Raw genomic sequence first — 26986 nt, forward strand, 5'->3', positions numbered from 1 at the left:
GATGCGAACGAAGGCTTCACCGCTCAAGGACTCCAGGAAGCACGATCGGGTTGCCTCGCGGACGTCCCCGCCGACGCCCCCGCGGAATGCACGCGACACCGGGCACCGAGGTTGCGATCATGGCGAGAAAACCTCTCCGGACGAGGAAGGGCGATGCCCGATGACGGCCATACCCGCCGACCCGAACGTGCTGCACCCGATGCCCGAGCAGCCGCGCGTGGTGCTGCTGAAGCCGCTGATCACCTCGCCGCTGATCGAGGTCGGGGAGTTCTCGTACTACGACGACCCGGATGACCCCACCGCGTTCGAGACCCGCAATGTGCTGTACCACTACGGGCCCGAGCGGCTGGTCATCGGGAAGTTCTGCGCGCTGGGCGAAGGGGCGCGGTTCATCATGAACGGCGCCAACCACCGCATGGACGGCCCCTCCACCTTCCCCTTCCCCATCATGGGCGGCTCGTGGGCCGACCACTTCGACCTGATCACCGGCCTGCCGGGCCGGGGCGACACCGTGGTGGGCCATGACGTCTGGTTCGGATACCGGACGATGGTGATGCCCGGGGTCCGCATCGGCCACGGCGCGGTCATCGCCTCCGGTTCCGTGGTGGTGGACGACGTCCCCGACTACGGCATCGTCGGCGGCAACCCGGCCAAGCTCATCCGCCGCCGCTACGACGACGCGGACATCGCCCGGCTGCTGGACCTGGCCTGGTGGGACTGGCCGATCGAGCACCTCACCGCCCATATCCGCACGATCATGTCCGGAAGCGTGGACGAGCTGGAGGCGGCGGCCCCGCGTTAGGGGGTGTCCGGCGGGTCTTGACGCCTGCGGATGGTGACGCCTGCGGCGGGCTGCTCCCCTCCCCGCCCCTTCCCGACACCTGACGATATGCGGCTCCGCCGCGTGGGGGCTCCGCCCCGGACTCCGGGTCCAGGGGTGAAGCCCCTGGCAGCGGGAAGGGGCGGGGAGGGGAAAGATCCGCCTCCCGGCCCCCACATCAGCTCTCGAGACTCATGTACAGACGAGTGCCCCGCGGCTGAAAACCGACGCGTTCGTAGACGCGGCGGGAGCCCGCACCCGAGTACTCCAGCCAGACCGACTGGGCTCCTCGGGCGAACATCGTCTCGGTCAGCGCGGCGGTGACCGCGGCGGCGATGCCCTGGCCGCGGAAGGCGGGCCGGGTGCCCACGCCCGCCAGTTCCGCGGTGCCCACGGCGGGCGCCGAGCAGGTGGCCCCGCCGGCGCAGCCCCCGTCGGGCGCCCGGACGAACCGGACCGCGCCCCCGTCCTCCTGGATCCGGCGCAGCCGGGCCGCCCCCTCCGGGGAGGAGGCGAACTCACCGGCGAACGCCTCGGACAGCGCGGCGTCGATCGCCCGGTAGTCCTCGTCCGTGGCCGGAACCGCCACCGGAACGGCCGCCGTGCCCCGCGGAACGGCGAGCCGTTCCGGAGTGCACACCAGATACGTGTGCGTGGCCTCCACACCGAACCCCGCCTCCCGCAGCGCGGGCTCCACGCGTGGCGCGGCGTCCGGCGCGAACTCGAGCCGGGGCTTGAGGTCGCGTACCCGGAACGCCTCGATCAGCTCCTTGACGTCCCGGGCGGTGGGCCGAGTGCCGGGGAGCGGGGTCGCGTAGTTGATGTACGGGCTGGTGGTGCCGGGATCGAAGCCCGCCACAAAGCCCCCGGTTTCGACCAGCACGGGGCGGCGGCGGAGGTTGGCTACGGCAAAGCTCTGGACGTCGGTGCCCATGGTGATGTGACCTCACGAAGAAGCGCGGCGGAGGGCGCCGCGAAAGGAATGGCGTGCGGATACGTGGGGCCGCCGTGAGGAGACGCGTGTGGCACCGATCGTTCAGTGCCGACGGCGGCCGCTGGGGGACGCCGAGTCCATGGGCTTCAGTCCTTCGACAGGTAGCAGGCAGGAGAAATCGCCATCGGCGAACCTATCCCACGGCGTGGCCGAGTGACAGTTCGTTTTTTGGGGGCGGCGGCACGATCGGCGGCCCGCGCCCGGCCTTTTACCGTTCAGAGGATTGACGCGGACACGCCACGACCTTACCTTCTCGACAGGTCTCGTCGTTCACAAAGAAACATGGTCTTCATGTATGTGGACACGCGCCTATCCCCACCCCCCACGGGAAGGCATTCCCATGCGCATCCGTACGCTGCTCGCCTCGCTGGCGACCGTGACCGCCGTCATCGGTGGCCTGGCCCTCGCGATGCCCGCCGGCGCCACCACCGCGGCCGCTCCCTTCGCCGACCCGTCGAAGGCGCCGGGCGGCAACTTCGACCTCTCGGTGTGGCAACTCCAGGAGCCGGTCGGCTCCCCCAGCAAGCCGACGACCATCCCGTCGTCCCGGCTTCAGGGCTCGAACGGATTTCAGGACGATTACTTCTACACCGACAAGCGCGACGGGGCGATGACGTTCTGGGCGCCGGAGAAGGGCGTCACCACGCCGAACTCCCACTACGCCCGCTCCGAACTGCGCGAGATGAACCGCGACGGCGGCGCCGCGGACTGGTCGCTCGGCGGCTCGCACAAGCTTCAGGCGACGCTGCGCGTGGTGTCGGTGACCAAGAACGTCTGCGTCGGCCAGATCCACCTCGGCTCGGGCGGATCCTCCACAAAGCCGCTGGTGGAGCTGTACTACCGCGCGAACGGCGACATCGTCCTCGGAACGGAGAACTCGCCCGAGGGCGGCCAGACGCTGCACAACGTGGGCCATGTGTCGGTCGGCAAGACCTGGAACTACACGATCGCCGTCTCCGGCGGCGACACCATCGACCTCACCGTCAACGGCAGCACGACGCACTACGACATCCCGTCGTCCTTCTTCCAGTACAAGCAGTACTTCAAGGCCGGCTCCTACAACCAGTCGTCCTCCGACAGCACCACGAACGGAGCGCGCGTCGGCTTCTACGGCCTGACCGTCTCCCACAGCTGAGCACCTGGGACCCGGCGGCCGAGGGGGCCGCCGGGTCGTCGGCGTCAGCTGACCGGAAACCGAGCCACCCAGCGCCGCTGCCAAGGGGTCTCGACGGCCCGGTGATGATGGTGCGCGCGCGTCCAGGCGACAGCGTCCGTGGGCGCCACCCCGGCCATGATGGCCAGGCAGGCGATGACGGTCCCGGTGCGCCCGACACCGCCCCCGCAGGCGACTTCGACGGGCGTGCCCGCCCGTGCCCGCTGGTGCAGCGCGCGGATCTGCCGCACGGCCAGGTCACGGTCACGCGGCAGCAGGAAATCGGGCCACTCGATCCACGCCCGCTCCCACTCCAGCCCCCCGTCATGCCGGTGGCGCAGCCGGGCGGACCCCAGATAGAGGCCGAAGCCGGGCAGCGGCCCGTTCGGTCGTGGGTGGCGCAGACCACGGCCACGGACCCAGGAGCCATCCGGAAGCCGGAGCGCGCCCGGCAGTGGTGCTTCGTCACTCATCGACGGATGATACGTCGCACCACGAACGCTCGTCCGTCGAAGTGACGTCGGCGCCGGGGAAAGCAACGTGCTAGGACGGGTGGCCGCCGAAGACCGCGGTGACAGGACGGCCTCCGTGCCGGCCGCCGCGTCCATCATCGCCGCCCTGCCCGTCGTCGCCTCGTACGTCTTCCTGCAACGGCACTTCATCTCCGGCATGCTCTCCGGCGCGGTGAAGGGCTGAACGAGCGGGCCCCGACGCCGGGTCAACCGGCTACGACCGTGACGGCTTCCGGTCCGAACCCAGCTCGATGGTGAGTGCGGCGGCGATGAAGATGGAGGAGTAGGTGCCGACCGCCAGGCCGATGAGCAGGGCGAGGGCGAAGTCGGCGAGGGTGTCGTCGGCGATCAGGGCGAGGGCGGTGAGGATGAGTGCCGCGCCCATACCGGTGTTGACGGTCCGTGGCAGGGTTTGCAGGATCGCCTTGTTCGTCAGCCGGCCGAGCGACGTTCCGCGGTCGCGGCCGAGCAGTTCGCGGACCCGGTCGAAGAGGACGACGGAGTCGTTGACCGAGTAGCCGATGACGGTCAGCAGGGCGGCCAGGAAGACCCCGTCGATGGGTTTGCCGAGCCAGGCGAAGACACCGATGAGGATCACCACATCGTGGGCGAGCGCGGCCACGGCCGAGGTCCCGAAGATCCAGCGGAAGCGGACCGCGAGGTACAGCAGTTGTGCGCCCAGGGCGAGAGAGAGGGCGATGAGCGCGTTGCGGCGCAGCTCATCGCCCATGCTGGGGCCGATCAGCTCATCGCGGACCTTCTTCGTCTCACCGCCGAGGCCGCTGATGGTCTCGGTGACGGTGGCCTCTTCGGTATGGGTCAGCTTCTCGGCGCGCACCGTGAGCCCGGTGTCGCCGGAGGACTGTACGACCGCGCGGGGGAACCCGGCGTCGGTGAGGGCGGTGCGGGCCCGGTCGGGGTCGACGGGGCTGCTGGTGGCGTACTCGATCAGTCGGCCGCCGGTGAACTCGATGCCGAAGTCCAGGCCGCGTACGACTATGCCCGATGCGGCCAGGACGGCGAGTGCGGCGGAGGCGGCCAGCCAGCGGCGCGGACGGCGCAGCGGCATCGGGTCGCGGCGCAGCAGCCGGTCGCGCACCCATCCGGTGCTCGCGATCCCGGTCATACGAGGCCGCCGGAAGACCGCGGGGCGGCTGACCGCGTACTCGGCGAGCACACGGCTGATCACCAGGGCGCTGATCATCGAGGCGAGGACGCCGATGCCCAGGGTGATGCCGAAGCCGCGTACCGGACCGGAGGCGAAGGCGAACAGCAGGCCCGCGGCGATCAGCGTCGTGATGTTGGAGTCGGCAATCGCGCTGAGGGCACCGCGGAACCCGGCCTTCAACGCCGAGCGGGGGCCGGGGCGGCTGCGGGCCGCGTACTCCTCCCGGGCCCGTTCGAAGACCAGGACGTTGGCGTCCACGGCCATCCCGATCGCCAGGACGAACCCGGCGAGGCCCGGCAGGGTCAGTGTGGCGCCCAGCGCGGCCAGCGCGGCGTAGGAGATGAGGCCGTAGCAGGCCAGGGCCACGGTCGCGAGCAGGCCGAGCAACCGGTAGACGGCGATGATGAACAGCGCGGTCAGCGCGGTGCCGACGACGGCGGCCCAGGCCGCGGCCTCGATGGCCGCATCGCCGAGCGTGGCGCCGATGGTGCGCTGTTCGACGGTCTCGACCGGTACGGGCAGGGCGCCACCGGAGATCAGCAGGGCCAGTTCGCGGGCTTCGCCGTCGTCGAAGGAGCCGGTGATCTGGGTGGTGCCGCCCGGGATACCGGCCCCGCACCCCACGGAGGGGTCGACCTGCGGCGCGGAAATGATCTTGTTGTCGAGGACGATGGCAACCCGGCGCCGCGGATCACCGGCCGGATGACAGGCGGCGTCCGCGGTGACCTTCCGCCATCGGTCCTGGCCGGTCTTGGTGAAGTCCACCGTGACATGCCATCCGGCACCGCCCTGCTGGTCGAAGCCGGCGTCGGCGCCCTTGACGTGTTGTCCGGTCAGATCGGCGGCCCCCAGTCGCAGGGGCTGTCCGGACTCGTCCGACAGTACGCGCTCCTTGGCCGGATCGGCCGGCGGGGCGGCGGGGCGGTCGGACTTCCCGGCCGGGCCGAGGACCGGATGGACGGTGAGCTGCGCGGTGCGGCCCAGCACGTCGGCGGCCCTCTTCGGATCGTGCACGCCGGGCAGCTCGACCAGGATGCGGTGGTCGCCGGAGCGGACGAGGGTCGGTTCGGCGACGCCGAGCGCGTCGATACGGCCGCGCAGCACCTCCACGGTGCGGTCGGTGGCCGCGCTGTCGGCCTTGGTGGTGGGGGTGGAGCGGGTCTCCAGCATGATCTGGGTGCCGCCGCGCAGATCGAGGCCGAGGCGGACGGGCGTGGTGAGGGCGATGGCCAGCGATCCGGCGATCACGACGAGGGTGAGCAGCACCCGAAGGCGCAGCGACTTGTTCCGGCTGTTCTGTTTGTTCCGGCTGTTCCCGGTGTTCCGGCTGTTCCGGCGTTTCAACACGAGCCTCCGGCAGGCATGCCGCGGCGGCGGCGCACGCGGCCGCGACGGAAGAAAGGGTGATGGGTTGCGTCAGGTGCCGGGGTACGCCGGAGGTGCCCGGCCGCGCTGCTGGGCCCACCGGCCGGAAGGGACGGGTGCACATGCGCAAGGCCCTGCTGTGCGGGTGCCGACAGCCGGGCCGGTATCCGTACCGCGAGCGTGGGTGGCGTGGTGATCGGGTAGGGAGGGGCGCTCGCCGAGGTGGTCGTGCCGGGCCCTGGCCTGGACCGCGCGGGCGGCCCACGCGTCGTCCGCGTGGGGAGCGGTGTCCGTGCGCTCGGCGCTCGTGGCCGCCGGGGCCGGGTGGGGCGCCGGAGCGGAGGCGGCGCGCGCGGTATCAGCGGGAACCAGCGCCAGCAGGACGGCGAGGAGCACGACGAGCGTGCCCGCGAGCCAGTGGCCGACGGGCGGAATGGTGCGGGGTGCCGGGCGCATCCACCGTCCCTTTCCTGCTGGGTGCTCGACTTTCCGCTGAGTGCTCGACGCGGGGTGCCGGTCCGGGGCCCCGGCCGGGGAGTAGGCGATCGGAGCCCCGGACGCTCATGGGGGGCGGGGGTCAGGGTTCGATGAGACCTGCGCGGATGGCGTAGCGGGTCAGCTCCAGCCGGTCGTGCAGACCGAGTTTGTGCAGGATGTTGGAGCGGTGGCGGTGCACGGTCTTGACGCTGATGAACAGGATCTCGGCGATCTCCTTGGAGGAGTGCCCTTCGGCGACGAGTTTGACGACCTCCTCCTCGCGGGGGGTGAGGAACTGGTCGGGGTCTTCCTCGCCGTGCCGGACGCGCTCCAGGTAGTTGCGGATGAGGGCGGTGACCGCGCCGGGGTAGAGGAACGGCTCGTTGCGCATCGCGGCCCGGCAGGCGGCGACCAGGTCGCGGTCGGCGACCGACTTCAGCACATAGCCGCAGGCCCCGGCCTTGAGCGCCTGGAACAGATACTGCTCGTTGTCGTGCATCGTCAGCATCAGGATGCGCAGGCCCGGCTTGAGCGCCGCCAGTTCGCGGGTGGCCTGAAGACCGGTCAGGCGCGGCATGGCGATGTCCAGCACGGCCAGGTCGATCTCCTGGTTCCGGGCCGCCTCGATGGCCTCGGCGCCGTCCCCGGCCTCGGCGACGACCTCCAGGTCGGGTTCCCGGTCGAGGATCAGGCGCACACCGCGGCGTACCAGAGCGTGGTCGTCGGCGAGCAGGATACGGATCGGCGCGGCGGTCCCGGGAGAGGGTGCCGGGGCCGCGGTGGGCTCGGTCGGGGTGGGATCGTGCATGGTCAGGGCTGCTTCCTGGGGACGGGTGTGATGAGGCGGATCCGGGTGCCGGTGCCGGGTGTCGAGGTGATGTCGAGGGTGGCCCCGGCGAGCAGGGCCCGTTCGCGCATGCCGCGGATCCCGGCGCCTTCACAAGCGGCCTCGATGCCGCGGCCGTCGTCGGTTATCTCCAGCACCACCGCCTCGCCGGAGCGGTGCAGGCTCACCTCGACCCGGTGCGCGTCCGCATGGCGGGCCACATTGGTCAGGCTCTCCTGGGCCACCCGGTACAGCACGAGCTCGCTCTCCGGATCGAGGGCGGGCAGATCGGCGTCGAGGCGGCGCACGACACGCAGCCCGGTGTGGGTGGCGAAGTCCTGCGTGAGCGAGGTCAGCGCGCTGACCAGACCCAGGTCGTCCAGGACGCCGGGGCGCAGACGGCGCACCAGGCGGCGGACCTCGTCCAGGCTCTCCCTGGTGATCTCCTGGGCCTGCTGGAGGTCCTCGCGCAGCGGTTCGGGGGCGTCGTCCGCGGCGCGCTTGAGCACCAGCAGGATCGCGGTCATGCTCTGCCCGACCTCGTCGTGCAGTTCCTGGGCGATACGGCGGCGTTCCGCCTCCTGGGCCAGCAGCACCCGGGCGCTGGCCGTGGCGCGTTCATGCTCCAGCCGGTCGAGCATGGCGTTGAAGGTGCGGATCAGCTCGGACACCTCGCTACCGCCGCCGGCGCCGGGCACGGGCAGCCGCTGGCCTGGGCGCAGCAGGTCGACGGTGGTCATCAGCCTGGTCAGCCGGTCCAGCGGGGCCAGGCCCCAGCGCAGCAGGGTGCCGTTGGCGACCAGCATCACGGCGAGACCGCCGACCAGGATGATCGCCTCGGTCAGCAGCACCGGCACCGAGACGGTCACCGGCGCCCACAGCAGCAGCGCCGTAGCGGTGCCCAGCACCACGGCGTTCAGCCCGAAGATCCGCCAGAACAGCGACACTGGGACAACTCCTCCTTCTGCGTACCGACTGTGATCAGTTCTACTCTCGGTCATCGCATCCGGGCGGAGCTGCGGCAACTGGTCACGACAGATTCCGGCCCAGCCTGCCTCCCGTACGGCGCGCGGTCGATGGGGTCCGGCCCCCATATCCGAGGTGGCCGGGTACCCATCCGCCGTTCCCCGCCGGCGCCGTGTGGTCACCACTGCCCAGGGCAAATGGGGTCTGTGCCCGATGGGCTTCCGGCGCCGGGTCGAGCAGAGTCGTAGGTGACCGAGCCGCCCGGTTCGGCCGATTCGTGGTCGGGGAGACCGCGGCCGGCGGAACCGGGCGGCCACTGCTGCGCCCGGTGCGCTCCGATGCCCCGCCGGGCGCGCTGAGAGAAAGGACCTCATCGTGTCGCTCGACACCGCCGAGACCGGTCCCCGCCCCGGGCGGCTGACCGCCCACGAGGCCCGCCAGCGCCTCGAGCACGCCCGCAACAGCCGCCTGGCCCAGCTGCGAGCCCTCAAGGAAACCGGCCAGAGCACGGACGACCATCTGGTGTCCGCGCAGACGGAGGCGATCCAGCGGGTCCTCACCGAGATCGACGAGGCGTTCGCCCGCGTCGACGACGGCTCCTACGGCACCTGCGAGGGCTGCTCCAAGCCCGTCCCCGCCGAACGCCTGGAGATCCTCCCCTACACCCGGCACTGCGTGGCCTGCCAGCGCCGCGCCGCCGCCTGACCGGCGCCCCGTCCCACCCGTCTTCGTCTCCGCCCTGCTCAAAGGGGTGAAGTGGTGAACCACCAGACCATCGGCGACCGTGCCGCGCACCTGTCGCCCGAGGATCTCGCCGCACTGCGGGAGAACCTGCATGAACAGCGCCTGTTCCGCCAGGAACAGCTGCGGCGGATCGACTCGGCGCCCCGCGCCGAGGACCTGCTCCGGCGCCGCACCGCGGCCCAGGCCGAAGTGCACGTCAAACTCGCCGCCTCCGCGCGTATGGTCCTCGCCGATGTGGAGGCGGCGCTGCGACGCATCGCCGAAGGCAGCTACGGCGCCTGCCATCTGTGCCGGCGCCCCGTCGAACGGGAACGCCTGATGATCGTTCCGCAGGCCCGCTACTGCGCACGGTGCCAGCAGGTACGGGAGGCCGGGCGATGACCGTCATCCGGCGCCTCCGGGCCGGCTCCCCCATCAGGCACCGGCACCGGCCCTGGCCGTTGTGCCGACGCTGCTGCGGCCTCGCCCTCGACATGGGCAGCGCCCGCACCCGCGCCTGGATCGCCGGCCGCAAAACGATCATCGACGTACCCACCATCACCTTCCCCGGTGCCGGGGCGGTCCACCCGATCCAGCGCGGTGCCATCGTGGACGTACCGGGGACGGCCCGGATGCTCGACCAGCTGCTCAGCCGCCGGCTGCCCCGCCTCACCCGGCCGCTGGTGGTGGTCACCGCGCCGGTGCTGGACGGCCCCGCCTACCGGGAACGCGCCCGCACCGCCGTGGAGGTGCTGCGGCCGCGCGCGGTCCTGACCGTGCCCACCGCGCGGGCCATCGCCCTGGCCGCGGGCGCCGACCTCTCGCTGCCGCTGCTGGTGGTGGACATAGGCGCCCACCTCACCGAAGTGGTGCTCCTCGTCGACGGCATCGTCTTCGACGCCCGCCGCACCGCCCTGGGCACCACCGACCTCGCCGACGCCGGTGCCACGGCGGAGATCAGCGAGGCCATCACCGACATGATCACCTCGATGCTGCGGCAGGACCGTACGTCTCTCACCGCCGATGCCCTGAGCCGGGGAGCCCTTCTGGCCGGCGGCGGCGCCCTGCGCCCCAACCTCACCCGCCGGCTCGTCGGCGGACTGCACGCGCCGCTGCGGGCAGTCCCGGCACCGCATACCGCCGCGGTCCGTGGCGCCGCCAAGATCCTGCAAGCCGCACACGCCCATCCCTCGGCGGGCGGCACCTCCCCGCCCGGACCCGGCCCGCTCTCCCGCTGAGCCGGTCCCTCTCGGCTTTTCCCTCACCACACCGGCCACGCGCCGGTCGCGGTCCCACGCCCACATCTGTCCGGATCCTGATCCGGCTTCTGATCCGATTTCCGTCCGGCTTCTGATCCGATTTCTGTCCGGCTTCTGATCCGATTTCTGTCCAGGAAAGGAGAACCACAGTGTCCGGCGTGATACCTCATGCGCAGCCGCCCCCCGACCCCCGGCACGACAAGCCCGTCCATCCCCAGTCGCTGTGGCGCTGGCGGCACAATCCGCTGTACCGGTACACCGACCGTCTCCAGGGCTGGATCGCCCTGGCGCTGCTGCTGCTCGTACCGGTCCTGGGGCTCGGTGCCATGTTCATCGCCGGTGGCGCCGCCCAGCACCACTACCGCGCGGCCGCCGAGCACCGGAAGGAGACCCTGCACCGCACCACAGCCGTGCTCACCCATGACGCCCCGGGCCACCCGGAGCCCGGATCGGCGGAGGCGAGAGAGACCCGCTACCCGGCCACGGTCCGCTTCACCGATCCGGACGGGCGGACCCGCACCGCCAAGACCGACGTCCCGCCCGGCCTGGGCGCGGGGCGCTCCGTCCACGTCTGGGTCGACAAGGACGGGGCGATCGCCGAACCGCCCATGCCCGATGCGCAGATCCGCAGCCGCACCATGGGCTGGGCGCTCATCGCCTTCGTGACCGTCACCCTCGCCGGTGCCGCCGCCTACCGCTGCGCCACCGTGGTCCTGCGCCGGCGCAATCTCGCCGAGTGGGACACCGAGTGGGCCGAGACCGCACCACGCTGGACCACCTCCCCCTGAGCCCCCGGCTCCGCGCTCGGGACAGCGACTGGTTGCGACCCCGTCGAAGCTGAGCTACGCAGGACGAGAGCCCGGTAAGGCCCCATAAGGAGGGAGAGTCCAGAAATGTCGACTGTAGCGGTCGTCGGGATCGGTGACATGGGCACCGAGATAGTGCCGCATCTGGTCTCGGCCGGCTTTGACGTGAAGGCATTCGACATCGTCTCCGAACGACTCGACAGGGCCTGTGCCGCCGGAGCGCGGGGCGCCTCGTCAGCGGCGGACGCGGCACGGGGCGCCGATGTGGTCCTGGGCCTGGTGATGTCCGAGGACATCCCGACCGCGTACCTCGGGACCGACGGCATCCTGGCGGGGACCGGCGACGGAACCGTTGTCCTGATCGGCTCGACGACCACTCCGTCGGCCGTGGAGGAGGTCAGCGCCCAGGCGCCGGACGGTGTCACCGTTGTCGACGCCCCGATGGTCGGTGGCGTGCGGTACGCCCGGGAGAAGTCGCTCACCTTCCTCGTCGGGGGACCCGGGCCGGTCGTCGACGCCATCGAACCGGTGCTCACCCCCCTGGGCAAGGTCCGGCATGTGGGTGAGTTCGGATCGGGAGTGGCCTACAAGCTGATCACCAATGTGGCGATCATGGCAGCCGAAGCCGGAATCAGGGAAGCGCTGGATCTGGCCGACATCCTGGGCAAGGACTATGACACCGCTCTGGAGCTCATGTCGGCCGGGCCCCTGAGCGCGGTGGTCTCCCGTGCCCTGGACACCACCAATCCCCGGCCACTGCGCCGCTCGGCCGAGGACGACGACACCCTGACGACCGCTGTCGACGATCCCGCCACGTCGCTGCCGATCTCGACAGCGGGGCGCGAGCGGCTGTGGGAGGCCGTTGACGCCGCCCCGGATGACGAACCCGATTTCGTCGACCTGACCCGCAAAACCACCTCGCGCCGCCCATACCGGCCCCGGTAGCCCGAACCGGCCCCGGTCATCCGAACCGGCCCCGGTCATCCGTTCCGCCGCCCGCGCATATCGCACTCCCGCCGGGTTACCCAGGGAACACCAGCCGGACCTGAGGCATGTCGCTCGGCCCGGCTCTCCACCAGCGAGAAGGGACCACGGCGATGACGGCTCCCCGCGATGTGCCCGCACCTGAGCAGGGGCTCCTTCTCACCCACTTTCTGACCGTGCGCGACGTCGCGAGATCGAGGCGCTTCTACGCGGACATCCTCGGCGGCGAGGTCGTACTGGAGGAGAATCCGGCCATCGTGAAGGTGGCCAACAGCTGGATCATCATGAACCCCGGAGGCGGCCCCACCCCGGACAAGCCCGGCATCACCCTCGTACCACCGGACGACGGTGACACCGTGTCCAGTTTTCTGAACGTCCGTGTCGCCGACATCAGCGCCTTCTACGCCGCCGCCGTGGCCAAAGGAGCGGAGTTCCTGACCGAGCCCCTGGACCGCAAGGCCGAGCTGCGCTGCTATCTGCGCGACCCCGACGGTTACCTCATCGAGGTCGGGCAGGCCACCGGCCTGCTCCGGGGGGTGTTCGCCGACCGTTAGCCGCGCGCGATCTGCCGCCCCGGCGTCCGCGCCCACTCCCCCACCGCATCCGCCGCCGTCCGCGGCAACCCTGAGGTCCACGTCAGGGGCAAGAGTGAGCGGGCGCCCGAACCCCTGGAGCTGGTCCGGGTCGAGAACTTCATCGACCGGTACCCGCAGGAGCGGCGAGCGGCCCTCTCGCTCACGCGCTTCACCATCGCCCGGACCGAGTCCCCGGACCTGGACGGCTGGGCGTCGCTGATAGGGGCGCCGCCAGCGGCGTCCCGGACCCCCCGCCTAGCTCCGAATGGGCGCCGGAAGGCAAGGGGACGGCTCTCCGTCCCCTGAACCGGTTCCGTGTCCACTACGTGTCCACTGGATCTTCGTCTGAACGGATGAACGGGAGTCCCCGCATCGGCGCGGCGACTCCCGTTCCTGCGTCTGCGCAGGTCAGGATGGGTCTGCCCGCGTAGTGCCCTGGTGGGGCGGGTGGGACTCGAACCCACGGCCGACGGATTATGAGTCCGCTGCTCTAACCGGCTGAGCTACCGCCCCGTAACGGCGCGTCGTACACATCTGCGCGCGCCGTCTGCCGCAGCATAGCCGCTCATACGATCTGCTGCTTCGAAGGGCCGGTGGTGGGAGCCCCCCTGGCTTCGATCATGGCGTAGATCACGTCCATAGGGGCCCGGATATGAAAAAGGACCCCTCAGGGGGTCCTCCTCACTGCTCCCCCGACTGGACTCGAACCAGTAACCCTCCGGTTAACAGCCGAATGCTCTGCCAATTGAGCTACAGGGGACCGAGCTCCCCCGACTGGACTCGAACCAGTAACCTGCCGGTTAACAGCCGGCTGCTCTGCCAATTGAGCTACAGGGGATTGCTCCGTGTGCCGCGACCGTGACCCCGCCCGGGGCTTCCGGACGGCGTGCGCTCGCTGCGACACATACATTAGCGCAAGCAGGGGGGTGCTCCGCCAATCGGTTCGCCGCGTCCGCCCTCGGGCGATCCGCGGCCGATCCAGGGATGATCTTCTACGTGATCGTGGGTGATCTGCGGCGCGGGCGGGTAGGCGCGCAGCACGACCCCGGGGTCCGGACGTGAAGGACAGCGAGAAGGGCAGGTCGATGCGCTACCGGCTGACGTTCATCACTGGGATGGCTGTGGGTTACGTGCTGGGCACGCGAGCGGGCCATGAGCGGTACGAGCAGTTGCGCGCCTGTGCGCAGAAGTTCGCGCGGAATCCGGCCGTCCGCAATACCGCCGAGTCGGCCGCGCAAGGAGGCCGACTGGCCGCCGTGCGCGCGCTGGACAAGGTCCGGCCGCTGCGCGAGAAGATCGGGCAGCGCGACGCCCGCGCGGTGGGCGAGGACGACTGGGGCACCAGCAACACCTAGCCGCGGCGGTGGCATGATCTGATCCATGGGGATAGTCGCCGGGTTGGACAGTTCGTCCGAGAGCACACGAATCGTCGTCTGTGACACCGATACGGGTGCCGTGATCAAACAGGGGTACGCCCCGCACCCGGTCGGCGGCAGCGGCGATGTGGATCCACAGGCGTGGCTGATGTCCCTCGGCGAGGCCGCCGAGGGTGGGCTGCTCGAAGGGGTCCAGGCCATCGGCGTCTCGGCGCAGCAGCACGGGCTGCTGGCGCTGGACGCGGGCGGGGTGCTGGTGCGCCCCGCGCTGATGGGCAACGACAAGCGCGCCCAGTCCGCGGCCGCCGACCTCACCGAGGCGCTCGGCGGCCGCACCGCGTGGGCCCAGGCGGTCGGCGCCGTGCCGACCGCCTCGCAGCCGGTGGCCAAGCTGCGCTGGCTGGCGCGGAGCGAGCCGGACTCGGCGCACCGCGTGGCCGAGCTGATGCAGCCGCACGACTGGCTGGTGTGGCAGCTGCTGGGGCGGCCGATGCGGCGTACGACCGACCGCGGCACGGCCTCCAGCAGCGGCTACTGGTCGGCGGCGAACGGATCCTGGCGCCCCGACCTGGTCCAGCTGGCCCTCGGTCACCAGGTGCGGCTGCCGGAGGTCATCGGCCCGGCCGACGCCGCCGGGCACACCCCCGAGGGGCTGCTGATCTCCGCCGGTACGGGCGAGACCATGGCCGCCGCCTTCGGGCTCGGGGTCGGGGTCGGCGACGCGGTGATCTCCCTGGGCGCCTCCGGCTCGGTCTTCTCCATCCACCACGAGGCGCTGGCCGATCCGACCGGCACGATCCTCTCGTACGCGGACGCCACCGGAATGCATCTGCCAGTGGTGCATACGCTCAACGCGGTACGGACGCTGCGCGGTACGGCGGAGCTGCTCGGTACGGATCTCGACGGGCTCTCCGCCCTCGCGATGAAGTCCACCCCGGGGTCGTACGGCCTGGTGCTGCTGCCCTATCTGGAGGGTGAGCGGACCCCGCATCTGCCGCATACGGCCGGCTCGCTGACCGGGCTGCGGCGCGAGTCGATGAAGCCCGAACATCTGGCGCGGGCCTCGTTCGAGGGGATGCTGTGCGGGCTCGCGGACGCGCTGGACGTGCTGCGCGGGCGCGGCGTCCAGGTGCGGCGCGTCTTCCTGCTCGGTCCCGCGGCCGATCTGCAGGCCGTCCGCGCGATCGCGCCCGCGCTGCTGGGGGTGCAGGTCGTGGTGCCCCAGCCCGCCGACTACGCCGCCCTGGGCGCGGCCCGCCAGGCCGCGTGGGCGCTGGGCGTCTCGCACGGCACCCAGTCGCCGCACGAGCCGCCGCGCTGGCCGGCCGCGGCGAGCCAGGTCTTCGAGCCGGGCGAGGAGCTGCCGGTGGGGCAGGCGGTGCGGCAGCAGTACGTGGCGGTCCGGGAACAGACCCACCCCGGGGCCTTCGAGCCCGGGGCCTTCGAGTCCGGGATCGTCGAGTCCGGGACCGTCGAGCCGGGAGCCCAGGAGACCGTGGGCCAGGCGGCGGGCGGCGGGTACGAGGCCGGGGGGTACGAGACCGGGGGGTACGAGACCGGGAGTGCCCATGATCATGGGGCAACCGGAGGGTACGGGGCCATGTGAGGCCCTAAGGTCTCTGGGACGCGATCGAGGCCCTTGGGGTTTCAGGACAGGTGTGAGCGCCCCTGCGGTCCGAGGACTCTCGGGTTTCGGCCAGGCGTGAGCCCCGGGTTTCGGCAGGGCGGGGCTCGGTCCGGCCTTGCCTGCCTGGGGGCGGGGTCGGTCCGCTAGTCCAGATAGCCGCGGAGTTGGTCGGCGAAGGCGTGGTCGCGGAGCTTGTTGAGCGTCTTCGACTCGATCTGGCGGATCCGCTCCCGCGTCACCCCGAAGATCCGGCCGATCTCCTCCAGCGTGCGGGGGCGGCCGTCGGCCAGTCCGTACCGCAGCTGCACCACCTTGCGTTCGCGCTCGCCGAGCGTCGACAGCACGGCCTCCAGGTGCTCGCGGAGCAGCAGGAAGGCCGCGGACTCCACGGGTGAGGCCGCGTCGCCGTCCTCGATGAGGTCGCCGAGGGCCACATCGTCCTCCTCGCCCACCGGGGCGTGGAGCGACACCGGCTCCTGGGCCAGCCGCAGCACCTCGCTCACCCGCTCCGGGAGGAGGTCGAGATGGGCGGCGACCTCCTCGGGGGTGGGTTCGTAGCCGCGCTCCTGGAGCATCCGGCGCTGGACCCGGACCACCCGGTTGATCAGCTCGACGACATGCACCGGGACCCGGATCGTCCGGGCCTGGTCGGCCAGGGCGCGGGACATGGCCTGGCGGATCCACCAGGTGGCGTACGTGGAGAACTTGTACCCACGGGCGTAGTCGAACTTCTCGACCGCGCGGATCAGGCCGAGGTTGCCCTCCTGGACCAGGTCGAGCATGGTCAGGCCGCGGCCGATATAGCGCTTGGCGACGGAGACGACGAGGCGGAGGTTGGCCTCGATCAGCCGGCGCTTGGCCATCCGGCCCAGGACCACCAACCGGTCGAGGTCCACGGCGAGTTGGGAGTCGAGGTCGGGGGTGTTGCCGAGCTTCTCCTCGGCGAAGAGACCCGCCTCGACCCGGCGGGCCAGCTCGACCTCCTCGACCGCTGAGAGCAGCGGTATCCGCCCGATCTCGCGGAGGTACTGGCGGAAGAGGTCGGCGGAGGGGCCGCTGGTGTCGGCGCGGGCGGGCGGCTCGATCGGCTCGATGGGCTCGATGGGCTCGATGGGCTCGATGGGCTCGATGGGCTCTACGACGGTATCGACGCTCTCGACCGGCTCGACGGGCTCGACCGGCTCGACCGGCTCGACGGATTCCGCTTCGGGGGAGCCGTCGGGGTCGGGGTCGGGGTCGGCAGCCAGGTCGGCCATGGCGTCCGGTGCGGCGTCCTGGTCGCTCTCCGGTGCACCCTCCGGGGCGAGGTCCGCCGGGTCCTCGGGCACGGCCGGCGCTACCGGTGCGGCGCCGGGCGGGCGGGTGGACACGGGGTGCGGCGAGGCCGCGAGGGCCGCGTCGGTGAGGGTCTGGGTCTGCACGGGGGCGACCTCCAGGGTGATCGCTGCTGAGGGGGCAGAACGATCGGGCACGGCACGGCGGCCGCGCCGCCGTCCGTCCCGTACATCATGAGCGGATCTGCGGGGGATTCCGGCCCTACCTGACCAACACCGCCGCGCTCCGAGGACTCAGGCACCGCTCCCCAGTGTGGAGTACGACACAGGCCCGCCACGAGGGGCGTGCGGGCACTTTTTGCTCAGCGGCCCGTGACCGTACGACTACCCGGCGGCTACAGCGACCCCTCCGGCCCGCCCGCCGAGGCATGAACGGGCTGGCCGGAACCCATCCGTCGGCCCCCTGCCGCCCTTACCGCCCTCGCTGCCCTGAGCGCCCGCTCGCTCTACAGCGCCGCCGCGCCCCGGTCCCGGAGGGACTGGCCGTACTGCTGCAACACCCACAGCTCGTTCTGCACGGCGGCGAGGTGGGCGGGGTCCGCGTGCGGCCCCAGGCGCTGGAGGGCGCCCCGCACCTCGGTCACGCGCTGATTCACGGCTGCCAGCCGTACGGCCACCAGCTGCACGCCCGCGTACACCTCGTCCGGGTCGCGGCGGGTGTGCGGCGGCTCGACGGCGAGCTCGGTGACCATCGCCCGGACCGTGTCGTCGGGCGCCACCTCCCGGACCCGAGCGAGATAGTCGGCGTCCGCGGCGGCCGTACCGCCCGCGTCCTCGATGGCGCGGCGCACCGCCGCGTACGGCGGGGCGGTGAACTCGTCGATGCCGTAGGCGTCGAAGGCCGGGGAGACCAGGTCCGGATGCTGAAGCGCCAGCTTGAGCAGCTCGCGCTCGACGCGGTGGGCGGGGCTGCGCAGATTCAGCGCCGGGCCGCGCGGGACCGGCGGCGCACCGCCGGCGCCCGGGCCTCCGGGCCCGCCCTGGCCCCCCGGACCGCCATGGCCGCCGCCCCGCTGGTCACCTCGGCCGCCGTACCGGGACCCGCCCGGACCGCCGCCGCGCTGATCGCCGCGGCCACCGTGCTCCGGGCCACCCGGGCCGCCGTTCTGCCTGCTGCGGGCCAGCCCGCGCACCCGGCGGATGATCGACTGCTCCTCCGCCTGGGTGGCGATGCCGACCATTCCGATCAGCCGGATCGCATAGCGGTCGCGCAGCCCGGGGTTCTTGATCGCCGCGACGACCGGCACCGCCTCGTCGACGGCGGCGATGCGCCCCTCCTCGGTGTCCAGGTTGTACCGGGAGACGATCGACTTCAGCGCGAAGGCGAACAGCGGCGTACGGCTGTCGACCAGGGACGCCACGGCCTCGTCGCCGCGGGCCAGCCGCAGTTCGCACGGGTCCATCCCGTCGGGCGTGATCGCGATGGAGGTCTCGGCGGCGAACCGCTGGTCGTCCTCGAAGGCGCGCAGGGCCGCCTTCTGCCCGGCCGCGTCGCCGTCGAAGGTGAAGACGACCTCCGCGCCCGCGTTGTCCATCAGCAGCCGTCGGAGGATCTTGATGTGGTCGCCGCCGAAGGCGGTGCCACAGGTGGCGATGGCGGTGGTGACCCCCGCGAGATGGCAGGCCATGACGTCCGTATAGCCCTCGACCACCACCGCCCGGCTGGCCTTGGCGATGTCCTTCTTGGCGAGGTCGATCCCGTAGAGGACCTGGGACTTGCGGTAGAGCGGGGTCTCGGGAGTGTTGAGGTACTTCGGGCCGTTGTCGTCGTCGCGCAGCTTCCGGGCGCCGAAGCCGACGACCTCGCCGGAGATGTCGCGGATCGGCCACATCAGCCGGCCCCGGAAGCGGTCGATGGGGCCGCGCCGGCCCTCCTGGACGAGCCCGGAGAGGATCAGCTCCTTGTCGGTGAAACCGCGGCCGCGCAGATAGCGGACGAGGTGGTCCCAGCCGGCCGGGCTGTAGCCGACGCTGAAGTGCTGCGCGGCGGCCTGGTCGAAGCCGCGCTCGGCCAGGAAGGTGCGGCCGATCTCCGCCTCGGGGCGCTCCAACTGCTCGACATAGAACTGCGCGGCCGCCTTATGGGCCTCGACCAGCCGGGTGCGCTCGCCCTGCTGACGGCCGGGCGTGTAGCCGCCCTCCTCGTAGCGCAGGGTGATGCCGGCCTGGGAGGCCAGCCGCTCGATCGTCTCGGCGAAGGAGAGGTGGTCGATCTTCATGACGAAGTCGACGGTGTCGCCGCCCGCCTGGCAGCCGAAGCAGTAGTAGAGCCCCTTGCTGGGGCTGACCTGGAAGGACGGGGACTTCTCGTCATGGAAGGGGCACAGGCCCTTGAGATTGCCACCCCCCGCGTTGCGCAGCTGGAGGTATTCGGACACGACGGCGTCGATCGGGACCGCTGCCCGCACCGCTTTCACGTCGTCATCGTTGATCCTGCCTGCCACGCCCGAATTCTACGGCCGGGGTCCGACATGGCTGTCCGTCGCCTGCCGTACCCCGGCGGGAGCGTGCCCGAGGGCCTACGGGAGCAGCGAGGCCAGCGGGACGGACGGGTCGGCCAGGGCCGCCGGGTCGAGCTGGTCGCCGCCGCGGATGAGCCGTTGGATCGATTCGGTGACGTCCCAGACGTTGACGTTCATCCCCGCGAGGAGACGGCCGTCGTTCAGCCAGAAGGCGATGAACTGCCGCTTGCCGACGTCGCCGCGCACCAGCACCTGGTCGTAACTGCCGGGCGGGGCGTAGCCGGAGTACTCCAGGCCGACGTCGTACTGGTCGGAGAAGAAGTACGGCACCCGGTCGTACGCGACGTCCTGGCCGAGCATGGCGCGGGCCGCCGCCGGGCCGCCGTTCAGCGCGTTGGCCCAGTGCTCGACGCGCAGCCGGGCGCTGGGCGGCAGTGCGGCCCGTACGGGGGTGCCCTCGAGGAAGCCGAGCGGGGCGGAGGCGACGTCGCCCGCCGCGAAGATGTCCGGGTCGCTGGTGCGCAGCGCGGTGTCGACCGCGATGCCGCCGCCCGCCGCGCGGTCCACCACCTCCAGGCCCGCGGCCTCGGCGAGGGCGGTGCGCGGGGCGGCGCCGATGGCGGCCAGGACGCTGTGGGCGGGGTGCTCCTCGCCGTCGTCGGTGAGGGCGGCCAGCACCATGCCGTCCTGGCCGGTGATCTCGGTAAGGCGGGCACCGAAGTGGAGGCGGACGCCGTGGTCGCCGTGGAGGTCGGCGAAGAGGGCGCCCAGCTCGGGCCCGAGGACGGGGTGGAGCGGGGTGGGTTCGGGCTCGACGATGGTCACCTCGGCGCCGTAGCCACGCGCGGCGGCCGCGACTTCGAGACCGATCCAGCCGGCGCCCGCGATGACCAGCTGGCCGTTGTCCCGGCCGAGGGTGGTGAGGACGCCCTTGAGCCGCTCGGCGTGGGCGAGCCGGCGCAGGTGGTGGACCCCGGCCAGATCGGTGCCGGGGATGTCGAGGCGGCGCGGCTCGGCGCCGGTGGCCAGCAGCAGCCGGTCGTAGTGGACCCGGGCGCCGTCGCCCAGCGTCACGGCCTTGGCGGCGCGGTCCAGGTGGACGGCGGGCAGGCCGAGGTGGAGCTCGATATCGGCCTGGGCGTACCAGGCGGGCTCATGGACGAAGACGCTGTCGCGCTCCTGGCTGCCGATGAGGAAGCCCTTGGACAGCGGGGGCCGCTCATAGGGGTGGTCGCGCTCGTCACCGATGAGGATCACCCGCCCGGTGAAGCCCTCCGCTCGCAGGGTTTCCGCGGCTTTCGCCCCGGCCAGACCCCCTCCGACGATGACGAATGTCTGGTGTGCGTCGACCACTTGTGTCCTCCTCGCTGCCGAGCAGTGCCGAGCAGTGCCTCTATCAGTGCCTTACCCGGTCGCGTCAGGTCGTGCTCTCCGCAAGCGGTGCACATGCCGCGCCCATGGCCGTGCCAGAGGCTGTGCCGAAACTCCGTGCCCGAAACCTGTGCCGAAGGTGCGCCGAAAGCTGTGCGGCAACCTGTTCCGAAAGCTGTGTCACAGGGGAGCCTCCCGCACCGCGCGTGCGTCGGGAAGGGCCCGTACGCCGGACGTGTGCGCGAGCCGGATCCGGCGGGCGGCGGTTCACGCGGTGAGCCGGGCATGGAGCCACCGGGCCGAGGTGTCGGTCAGGGAGGCGATCTGGTCGACGATCGCCCGCAGCCGGCCCCGGTCGTCCCCCGCCGCGTCGAAGAGCGCGCGGAACTGGGGGTCCAGGCCGACGGGGGCGCGGGCGATCAGGGCGTCGCCCAGCTCGGCGATGACGACGCGCTGATCGGCCCGGAGCAGCTCCTGGTCGGCGCGCTGGATGACATACCGGTCGGCGACCGCCTTGAGGACCGCGCACTCCAGGCGGGCGGCGCGCGGGACGACCAGCTCGGCGTGGTAGCGGGTGAAGCGGCCCGTGCCGTACGCCGCGCGGGTGGCGCCCTCGGCGGCCAGGCAGAAGCGGCCGATGAGCTGGCTGGTGGCGTCCTTGAGGCGGGCCTGGGCGACGGACGAGCCGTCGTAGCGGTGCGGCCACCACTCCTGGCCCAGCAACCGGTCCAGCGCCTCGGCCAGCTCCCCGGGCTCGGCCCCCGGAGCGTAGCGATCGGCGACGGCGAAGACCTCGCGGCGCTCGGGCTCGGCGAGCAGGCTCGCGGGGTCGAGATGGCCCGCGTGCAGCCCGTCCTCGACGTCGTGCACCGAGTAGGCGACATCGTCGGCCCAGTCCATGACCTGGGCCTCGAAGGTCGTACGGCCGTCGGGGGCGCCCTGCCGGTACCAGGCGAAGATGGGGAGGTCGTCCTCGTAGACCCCGAATTTCGGGGAGCGGGGGCTGTACGGATGGCGGCCGCGCGGCCAGGGGTACTTGGTGGCGGCGTCCAGCGCGGCGCGGGTGAGGTTGAGGCCGACGCTCACCGGCTCACCGGCCTCCGGGCCGGGCACGAACCGCTTCGGTTCGAGCCGGGCCAGCAGCCGCAGCGACTGCGCGTTTCCCTCGAAGCCGCCGCAGGGCTCGGCGATCTCGTTGAGCACCCGCTCCCCGTTGTGCCCGAACGGCGGATGGCCGAGGTCATGGGCGAGGCAGGCGGTCTCCACCAGATCCGGGTCGCAGCCGAGGGCGGCCCCCAGCTCACGGCCCACCTGGGCGCACTCCAGGGAGTGGGTCAGCCGGGTGCGGGGCGTGGCGTCGAAGGCCAGGGCGCGCCCGGCCGGGCCGGGATCGGCGGCCGGTGCGGCGGGCACCACCTGGGTCTTCCCGGCCAGTCTGCGCAGCGCGGCGGAGTGCAGCACCCGCGCCCGGTCCCGCTGGAAGGCGGTCCGGCCCGGCCGCTTGTCGGGCTCGGGCGCCCAGCGCTCGAGGTCCGCCGGGGCATAGCCGGGGACGTGGCCGGTGTCGGCCTCGGCGGCACCGGTCGGAGGGGCCGGATCCGGTTCAGGCGGTGCGCTGCGACTCATACACCGACGGTAGCCGCCGGGGGTGACAAGGGCGCAGAGGCGATGGCCTGTTCGTAACGGCGCACTACGAGGCGCGCCACCGCCGGATGGGCGCCGAGCGGGGCGGCCGCGACCCCGGGGGTGGTGTGCGCGGCCTGGGTGGCGTTCGCGCACTGGGTGGCGAAGCGGCCGGGCGCGGTGAAGTAGGAGGCGACCGCGATCCGGTCATGGCCGAGCGCGGCCAGGGCCCGTACGGCCTCGGGCACGGTGGGCCCGGAGCCGGAGGCGTAGCCGGGCAGGACGGGCACACCGCCGAGCCGGGCACTGAGCAGGGCGGCGGTCCGGGCCACGTCGACGGCCGCGTCCGGGTCGCGAGAGCCCGCCGCGGCCAGGACGACGCCCGCCCGGTGCGGAGCCGCGGCGCCCGCGGCTCCTGTCCCGTACGGAGCCCCTGCGCCTGTCCCGTACGGAGCCCCTGCGCGGCGGCCTGCCTCCGCCAGCCGGGCGTGCAGTGCCTCGGCGAGCAGCGGGTCCGGGCCGAGCGGGGCGGCGATCCGGGCGGCGAGGTGGGGCGCGGCGGCGACGGCGTCCGGGATGTCCTGTTCGGTGTGGTAGCCACGGCTCAGGAGCAGCGGGACGAGCACGGCCTCACCGCGCAGCGCGGCCAGCGTGTCGGCCAGCAGCGGCTGGTTGAGCTCGATATGGCCGAGCCGTACGGGCAGTCCGGGGCGGAGCGCGCGGACGCGGTCCAGGAGTGCGGTCACGGTGCGCAGCGCCTCGGGGTCCCGGCTGCCGTGGGCGACGGCGACGAGCGTCGGCGGCCGGTCGCGGCGGCCCTGGCGGCTGCCGGAGCGGTCGCCCTGGCCCAGCCGGTCGAGCTGGGTGGTGAGCTGTGCGGTGAACCGGGTCATGAGCCGCTGGGCACTGTCGAAGTCCGTCGTGCTGTCGGGGCCAGGCGAACCGGAAGGGGGCGTCATGGCCAGAGCCTGGCAGCGGCAGATTGCGCCGCCGTTGCGCGGCCGTGACGGGTGATTGCGCCGATATCACCGGCCGCCGGACCCCGTGCTGAGGTCCGCTTCCCGCAGGCGTAATCCGAGGTGACGCGGGCCGTAACACGGCCGTAGCACCCTCCTTGGCATGGTGCATGTTCCCGGGGAGCACTCCCCCGCCCCCGACCCCGCCCCCGTCGACACGCACTGCCCTTACTGTTCACTGCAGTGCGGGATGACGCTGCGCCCCACGCCGCCGGACCGCGGGTCCGGCGGCACACCGGGCAGCGTCGAGGTCATCGAACGCACCGCCTTCCCCGTCAACCGCGGCGCGCTCTGCGGTAAGGGCCGCACCGCGCCCGCTGTGCTCTCCTCCCGGGTGCGTCTGACCGAGCCGCTGGTCCGCCGCCCTGACTCCGGTCGGCTCGAACCGGCCACCTGGGAGGAGGCCCTCGACCGGATCGCCGAGGGCCTGGAGGCCACCGGCCGGGCGCACGGCCGCGACGCCGTGGGGGTCTTCGGCGGCGGCGGGCTGACGAACGAGAAGGCGTACGCGCTGGGGAAGTTCGCCCGGGTGGTGCTCGGCACCTCGCAGATCGACTACAACGGCCGGTTCTGCATGTCCTCGGCCGCCGCCGCCCATCAGCGGGCCTTCGGGCTGGACCGCGGGCTGCCGTTCCCGCTGGCGGATGTGGCCCGCACCGGATGCGTCGTCCTGGTCGGCTCGAACCTGGCCGAGACCATGCCGCCCGCGCTGCGCTATCTGACCGAGCTGAAGGAGGCGGGCGGCCGGCTGATCGTGGTCGATCCCCGGCGTACCCGTACGGCGGAGCAGGCGGATCTGCATCTGGCGCCGCGGCCCGGTACCGATCTCGCGCTCGCGCTGGGGCTGCTGCACCTGGTGGTCGCGGAGGGCCGGGTGGACGAGGAGTTCGTCGAACGGCGCACCAGCGGCTGGCCCGAGGCGCGGGCCGCCGCGATGGCCCACTGGCCGGAGCTGGTGGAGCGGATCACGGGCGTCCCCGTCCCTGACCTCCGTAAGGCGGTCACGATGTTCTGCGACGCCGAGAACTCGATGGTGCTGACGGCGCGGGGCCCCGAGCAGCAGTCCAAGGGCACCGACACCGTCGGCGCGTGGATCAACCTGTGCCTGGCCACCGGCCGCGCGGGCCGCCCGCTCTCCGGCTACGGCTGCCTGACCGGCCAGGGCAACGGCCAGGGCGGCCGCGAACACGGCCAGAAGGCCGATCAGCTGCCCGGCTACCGCAAGCTAGCCGACCCGGCCGCGCGCGCCCATGTGGCGGCCGTATGGGGCGTGGAGCCCGACGCCCTCCCCGGGCCCGGGCGCAGCGCGTACGAACTCCTGGACGCGCTCGGACAGGACGTCCGGGCGCTGCTGCTGATGGGCTCCAACCCGCTGGTCTCCGCCCCGCGCGCGGCCCATGTGGAGTCCCGGCTGCGGTCGCTGGACTTCCTGGCGGTCGCCGACGTCGTGCTCTCGGAGACCGCCGCGCTCGCCGATGTGGTCCTGCCGGTGGCCCAGTGGGCCGAGGAGACCGGGACCATGACCAACCTGGAGGGCCGGGTCATCCTCCGCCGGGCGGCGCTCACCCCGCCGCCGGGCGTCCGGACGGATCTGTCGGTGCTGAGCGGGCTCGCGGCCCGGCTCGGCTGGGAGAAGGGGTTCCCGGCCGACGCGGAGGAGGTCTTCGAGGAGCTGCGGCGGGCCTCGGCCGGGGGCCCGGCGGACTACTCGGGCATCACGTACCGGAGGATCGCGGAGGAGGACGGGGTGTTCTGGCCCTGTCCGGAGAGCGCGGAGGAGAGCGCCGGTACGGGCACAGAGGGGACCCCCAAGGAGGCCGAGGGGGCCCATTCGGAGGGCGCCGAACGGCCCGGTCCGCATCCCGGCACCCCCCGCCTCTTCCTCGACCGGTTCGCCACCGACGACGGGCGGGCCCGCTTCGTCCCCGTCAGCCATCGCCCGGCCGCCGAGGAGCCGGACGCCACGTATCCGGTGCTGCTGACGACGGGCCGGGTGCTGGCCCAGTACCAGTCGGGCGCCCAGACCCGGCGGGTCGCCGAGCTCAACGAGGCCGCGCCCGGCCCCTACGTCCAGCTCCATCCGCTGCTCGCCGAGCGGCTGGGGGCGGTCGAGGGCGCGCCGATCGCGGTGGTCTCCCGGCGCGGCCGCGCCGTGGCCCCGGCCCGCATCAGCCGGGACATCCGGCCGGACACGGTGTTCATGCCGTTCCACTGGGCGGGGCCGGGTCGGGCCAACACGGTGACGAATCCGGCGCTGGATCCGGTGTCGCGGATGCCGGAGTTCAAGGTGTGCGCGGTGCGGCTGGAGCTGGCCGAGGGCTGACCGCCTCCGGTCACCCCCGGCTCCAGCTCTCGACCTCCTTCAGGTACGCCGCCCGGGTCCCCTCGTCCAGGAAGGCGGCCTGGAAGGAGTTGCGGGCCAGGGTGCGCAGGGTGGCCTCGTCGAGGCCGAGCGCGTCCCGTACGGCGGTGTAGTTGTCGCCCACGTAGCCGCCGAAGTAGGCGGGGTCGTCGGAGTTGACCGTCACCAGCAGACCGGCGTCCAGCATCGCGGGCAGCGGATGGTCCTCGAGCCGGTCCACGACGCGCAGCCGGACGTTCGACAGGGGGCAGACGGTCAGCGGGGTCCGGTCCGCGACCAGCCGGGCCACCAGCGCCTCGTCCTCCAGGGAGCGCACCCCGTGGTCGACGCGGTCCACGCCGAGGACGTCCAGCGCCTCCCACACATACGCGGGCGGCCCCTCCTCCCCCGCGTGCGCGACACACTTCAGCCCGGCCTGCCGCGCCCGCGCGTACACCTCGCGGAACTTCGACGGCGGATTCCCGACCTCCGCCGAGTCCAGGCCGACGGCGGCGATCCGGTCCAGGTGGGGCCGGGCCGACTCGAAGGTGGCCAGGGCCGACTCGGCACTCTCGTCGCGCAGGAAGCACATGATCAGGCGCGTGGTGATGCCGTACGCGCGCGGCGCGGCGTCCAGCGCGCGGCCGATGCCACGGATGACCGTGTCGATCTCCACACCGCGCGCGGTGTGCGCCTGCGGGTCGAAGAAGATCTCCGCATGCCGTACCCCCTGCGCCCGGGCGCGGGCCAGATACGCGTTGGTGAGATCGGCGAAGTCGTCCTCGGTGCGCAGCACGGTCATCAGCGCGTAGTAGAGGTCCAGGAAGTCCTGGAGGTCACCGAAGGAGTACGCGGCCCGCAGCTCCTCCTCGGTGGCGAACGGCAGCTCGACCCCGTTGCGCCCGGCGAGCGCGAAGGCCAGATCGGGCTCCAGGGTGCCCTCGATATGGAGATGGAGTTCTGCGGTGGGAATCGGGGGCATGGCGTGGATCACCTGTTGGTTTTCGGTGGCGGGAGGACCGTTCAAGGCTATGCGGGAGCGGACGCATCACCCTTGTGGGGGTAATGCGAACGGAAGACGGATACCGCCGGGGGCCCGTCGCTGCGGTGAGCGAGACAGTACGCTCCGTAGCGGATGGCGGACGCGGTGACCGCGATAGTGAAGCGGCCGAGATCACGGCTTTCTGGGACCCTTCGGACCACGGCTA

Annotated in this window: 23 protein-coding genes, 3 tRNA genes and 1 pseudogene; 12 read left to right on the top strand and 15 right to left on the bottom strand. The window is 72.3% G+C overall.

The annotated features are described in order from the left end of the window. The first annotated feature begins 160 nt into the window (after positions 1 to 160). A complete protein-coding gene (locus AS97_RS16230) occupies positions 161 to 802 on the top strand; it encodes a CatB-related O-acetyltransferase (RefSeq protein WP_125758461.1) in 642 nt (213 codons plus the stop codon). Between the two features lie 196 nt (positions 803 to 998). Here AS97_RS16230 and AS97_RS16235 read toward each other — a convergent pair whose 3' ends face one another. Then, entirely contained in the window at positions 999 to 1754 is a 756-nt protein-coding gene (locus AS97_RS16235) for a GNAT family N-acetyltransferase (protein ID WP_059148086.1), read from the bottom strand. Positions 1755 to 2154: 400 nt separating this feature from the next. Between AS97_RS16235 and AS97_RS16240 the strand changes: the two genes are divergently transcribed. Further along, positions 2155 to 2949: a polysaccharide lyase family 7 protein gene (locus AS97_RS16240; protein ID WP_210565174.1), complete on the top strand. Its 795-nt coding sequence runs from the start codon at positions 2155 to 2157 to the stop codon at positions 2947 to 2949. 44 nt (positions 2950 to 2993) lie between these two features. Here the strand turns inward: AS97_RS16240 and AS97_RS16245 are convergent, their stop codons facing one another. Next, positions 2994 to 3440 carry a protein-tyrosine phosphatase family protein gene (locus AS97_RS16245; protein WP_086710215.1) on the bottom strand — a complete coding sequence of 149 codons (447 nt, stop codon included), beginning with the start codon at positions 3438 to 3440 and terminating at the stop codon, positions 2994 to 2996. 112 nt (positions 3441 to 3552) lie between these two features. Here AS97_RS16245 and AS97_RS16250 point away from each other — a divergent pair. After that, positions 3553 to 3663: pseudogene (locus tag AS97_RS16250) on the top strand (carbohydrate ABC transporter permease); the annotation flags it as partial. 30 nt (positions 3664 to 3693) lie between these two features. Here AS97_RS16250 and secD read toward each other — a convergent pair. The 4 genes from secD to AS97_RS16270 all read right to left on the bottom strand — a co-directional run bounded on the left by secD (position 3694) and on the right by AS97_RS16270 (position 8262). Then, a complete protein-coding gene (gene secD, locus AS97_RS16255) occupies positions 3694 to 5991 on the bottom strand; it encodes a protein translocase subunit SecD (RefSeq protein WP_210565175.1) in 2298 nt (765 codons plus the stop codon). 72 nt (positions 5992 to 6063) lie between these two features. Beyond that, positions 6064 to 6468, bottom strand: a complete 405-nt coding sequence (locus AS97_RS16260; RefSeq protein WP_086710214.1) for a hypothetical protein — start codon at positions 6466 to 6468, stop codon at positions 6064 to 6066. A gap of 121 nt (positions 6469 to 6589) precedes the next feature. Next, positions 6590 to 7297 (bottom strand): response regulator transcription factor, encoded by a 708-nt coding sequence (locus tag AS97_RS16265; protein ID WP_059148081.1) that lies wholly within the window; start codon positions 7295 to 7297, stop codon positions 6590 to 6592. 2 nt (positions 7298 to 7299) lie between these two features. Beyond that, on the bottom strand, positions 7300 to 8262 hold the full coding sequence (locus AS97_RS16270; protein WP_185929895.1) for a HAMP domain-containing sensor histidine kinase: 963 nt from the start codon (positions 8260 to 8262) through the stop codon (positions 7300 to 7302). 394 nt (positions 8263 to 8656) lie between these two features. Here AS97_RS16270 and AS97_RS16275 point away from each other — a divergent pair, with 394 nt between their 5' ends. From AS97_RS16275 to AS97_RS16300, 6 genes are all read left to right on the top strand, one after another. Beyond that, a complete protein-coding gene (locus tag AS97_RS16275; RefSeq protein ID WP_059148079.1) occupies positions 8657 to 8986 on the top strand; it encodes a TraR/DksA C4-type zinc finger protein in 330 nt (109 codons plus the stop codon). Between the two features lie 51 nt (positions 8987 to 9037). Beyond that, positions 9038 to 9406 (top strand): TraR/DksA C4-type zinc finger protein, encoded by a 369-nt coding sequence (locus AS97_RS16280; RefSeq protein WP_059148078.1) that lies wholly within the window; start codon positions 9038 to 9040, stop codon positions 9404 to 9406. Beyond that, the gene (locus tag AS97_RS16285) at positions 9403 to 10242 is read left to right on the top strand and encodes a rod shape-determining protein (protein WP_210565177.1); all 840 of its coding nucleotides are present in this window, start codon (positions 9403 to 9405) and stop codon (positions 10240 to 10242) included. The genes AS97_RS16280 and AS97_RS16285 overlap by 4 nt, the downstream gene beginning before the upstream one ends. Before the next feature lie 170 nt (positions 10243 to 10412). Beyond that, the gene (locus AS97_RS16290; protein WP_059148076.1) at positions 10413 to 11051 is read left to right on the top strand and encodes a DUF3592 domain-containing protein; all 639 of its coding nucleotides are present in this window, start codon (positions 10413 to 10415) and stop codon (positions 11049 to 11051) included. Positions 11052 to 11156: 105 nt separating this feature from the next. After that, positions 11157 to 12014, top strand: coding sequence for an NAD(P)-binding domain-containing protein (locus tag AS97_RS16295; protein WP_210565179.1), 858 nt, complete (start codon positions 11157 to 11159; stop codon positions 12012 to 12014). Positions 12015 to 12166: 152 nt separating this feature from the next. Beyond that, positions 12167 to 12607: a VOC family protein gene (locus tag AS97_RS16300; protein ID WP_125758466.1), complete on the top strand. Its 441-nt coding sequence runs from the start codon at positions 12167 to 12169 to the stop codon at positions 12605 to 12607. A 457-nt stretch (positions 12608 to 13064) separates the two neighbouring features. On the opposite strand, the gene AS97_RS16305 is transcribed toward AS97_RS16300, so the two are convergent. The 3 genes from AS97_RS16305 to AS97_RS16315 form a co-directional block, all read right to left on the bottom strand. Next, positions 13065 to 13141: transfer RNA gene (locus tag AS97_RS16305), tRNA-Ile, on the bottom strand. Between the two features lie 174 nt (positions 13142 to 13315). Further along, positions 13316 to 13388 (bottom strand) — tRNA-Asn (locus AS97_RS16310). 5 nt (positions 13389 to 13393) lie between these two features. After that, positions 13394 to 13466: transfer RNA gene (locus AS97_RS16315), tRNA-Asn, on the bottom strand. A 247-nt stretch (positions 13467 to 13713) separates the two neighbouring features. Here AS97_RS16315 and AS97_RS16320 point away from each other — a divergent pair. Further along, positions 13714 to 13983, top strand: a complete 270-nt coding sequence (locus tag AS97_RS16320; RefSeq protein WP_014060441.1) for a hypothetical protein — start codon at positions 13714 to 13716, stop codon at positions 13981 to 13983. Between the two features lie 25 nt (positions 13984 to 14008). Beyond that, on the top strand, positions 14009 to 15610 hold the full coding sequence (locus AS97_RS16325) for an FGGY family carbohydrate kinase (RefSeq protein ID WP_125755731.1): 1602 nt from the start codon (positions 14009 to 14011) through the stop codon (positions 15608 to 15610). A 164-nt stretch (positions 15611 to 15774) separates the two neighbouring features. On the opposite strand, the gene AS97_RS16330 is transcribed toward AS97_RS16325, so the two are convergent. From AS97_RS16330 to AS97_RS16350, 5 genes are all read right to left on the bottom strand, one after another. Beyond that, positions 15775 to 17052, bottom strand: coding sequence for an RNA polymerase sigma factor (locus tag AS97_RS16330; protein ID WP_210565182.1), 1278 nt, complete (start codon positions 17050 to 17052; stop codon positions 15775 to 15777). Positions 17053 to 17411: 359 nt separating this feature from the next. Further along, on the bottom strand, positions 17412 to 19409 hold the full coding sequence (gene dnaG / locus AS97_RS16335; RefSeq protein WP_210565184.1) for a DNA primase: 1998 nt from the start codon (positions 19407 to 19409) through the stop codon (positions 17412 to 17414). Between the two features lie 75 nt (positions 19410 to 19484). After that, on the bottom strand, positions 19485 to 20780 hold the full coding sequence (locus AS97_RS16340) for an FAD-dependent oxidoreductase (RefSeq protein WP_059148070.1): 1296 nt from the start codon (positions 20778 to 20780) through the stop codon (positions 19485 to 19487). Between the two features lie 285 nt (positions 20781 to 21065). After that, a complete protein-coding gene (locus tag AS97_RS16345; RefSeq protein ID WP_210565185.1) occupies positions 21066 to 22424 on the bottom strand; it encodes a deoxyguanosinetriphosphate triphosphohydrolase in 1359 nt (452 codons plus the stop codon). Beyond that, complete coding sequence (locus AS97_RS16350; RefSeq protein ID WP_247204390.1) at positions 22421 to 23380, bottom strand: sirohydrochlorin chelatase; 960 nt, start codon at positions 23378 to 23380, stop codon at positions 22421 to 22423. Before AS97_RS16350 ends, AS97_RS16345 begins: the two co-directional genes overlap by 4 nt. Before the next feature lie 160 nt (positions 23381 to 23540). Here AS97_RS16350 and AS97_RS16355 point away from each other — a divergent pair, with 160 nt between their 5' ends. Beyond that, positions 23541 to 25760 (top strand): molybdopterin oxidoreductase family protein, encoded by a 2220-nt coding sequence (locus AS97_RS16355; RefSeq protein ID WP_210565186.1) that lies wholly within the window; start codon positions 23541 to 23543, stop codon positions 25758 to 25760. Positions 25761 to 25770: 10 nt separating this feature from the next. Here AS97_RS16355 and AS97_RS16360 read toward each other — a convergent pair whose 3' ends face one another. Then, entirely contained in the window at positions 25771 to 26760 is a 990-nt protein-coding gene (locus AS97_RS16360) for an adenosine deaminase (protein ID WP_125761969.1), read from the bottom strand. Positions 26761 to 26986: the final 226 nt, after the last annotated feature.

Origin of the sequence: Streptomyces sp. AgN23, from assembly GCF_001598115.1 — a bacterium.
Lineage (GTDB): Bacteria > Actinomycetota > Actinomycetes > Streptomycetales > Streptomycetaceae > Streptomyces > Streptomyces antimycoticus.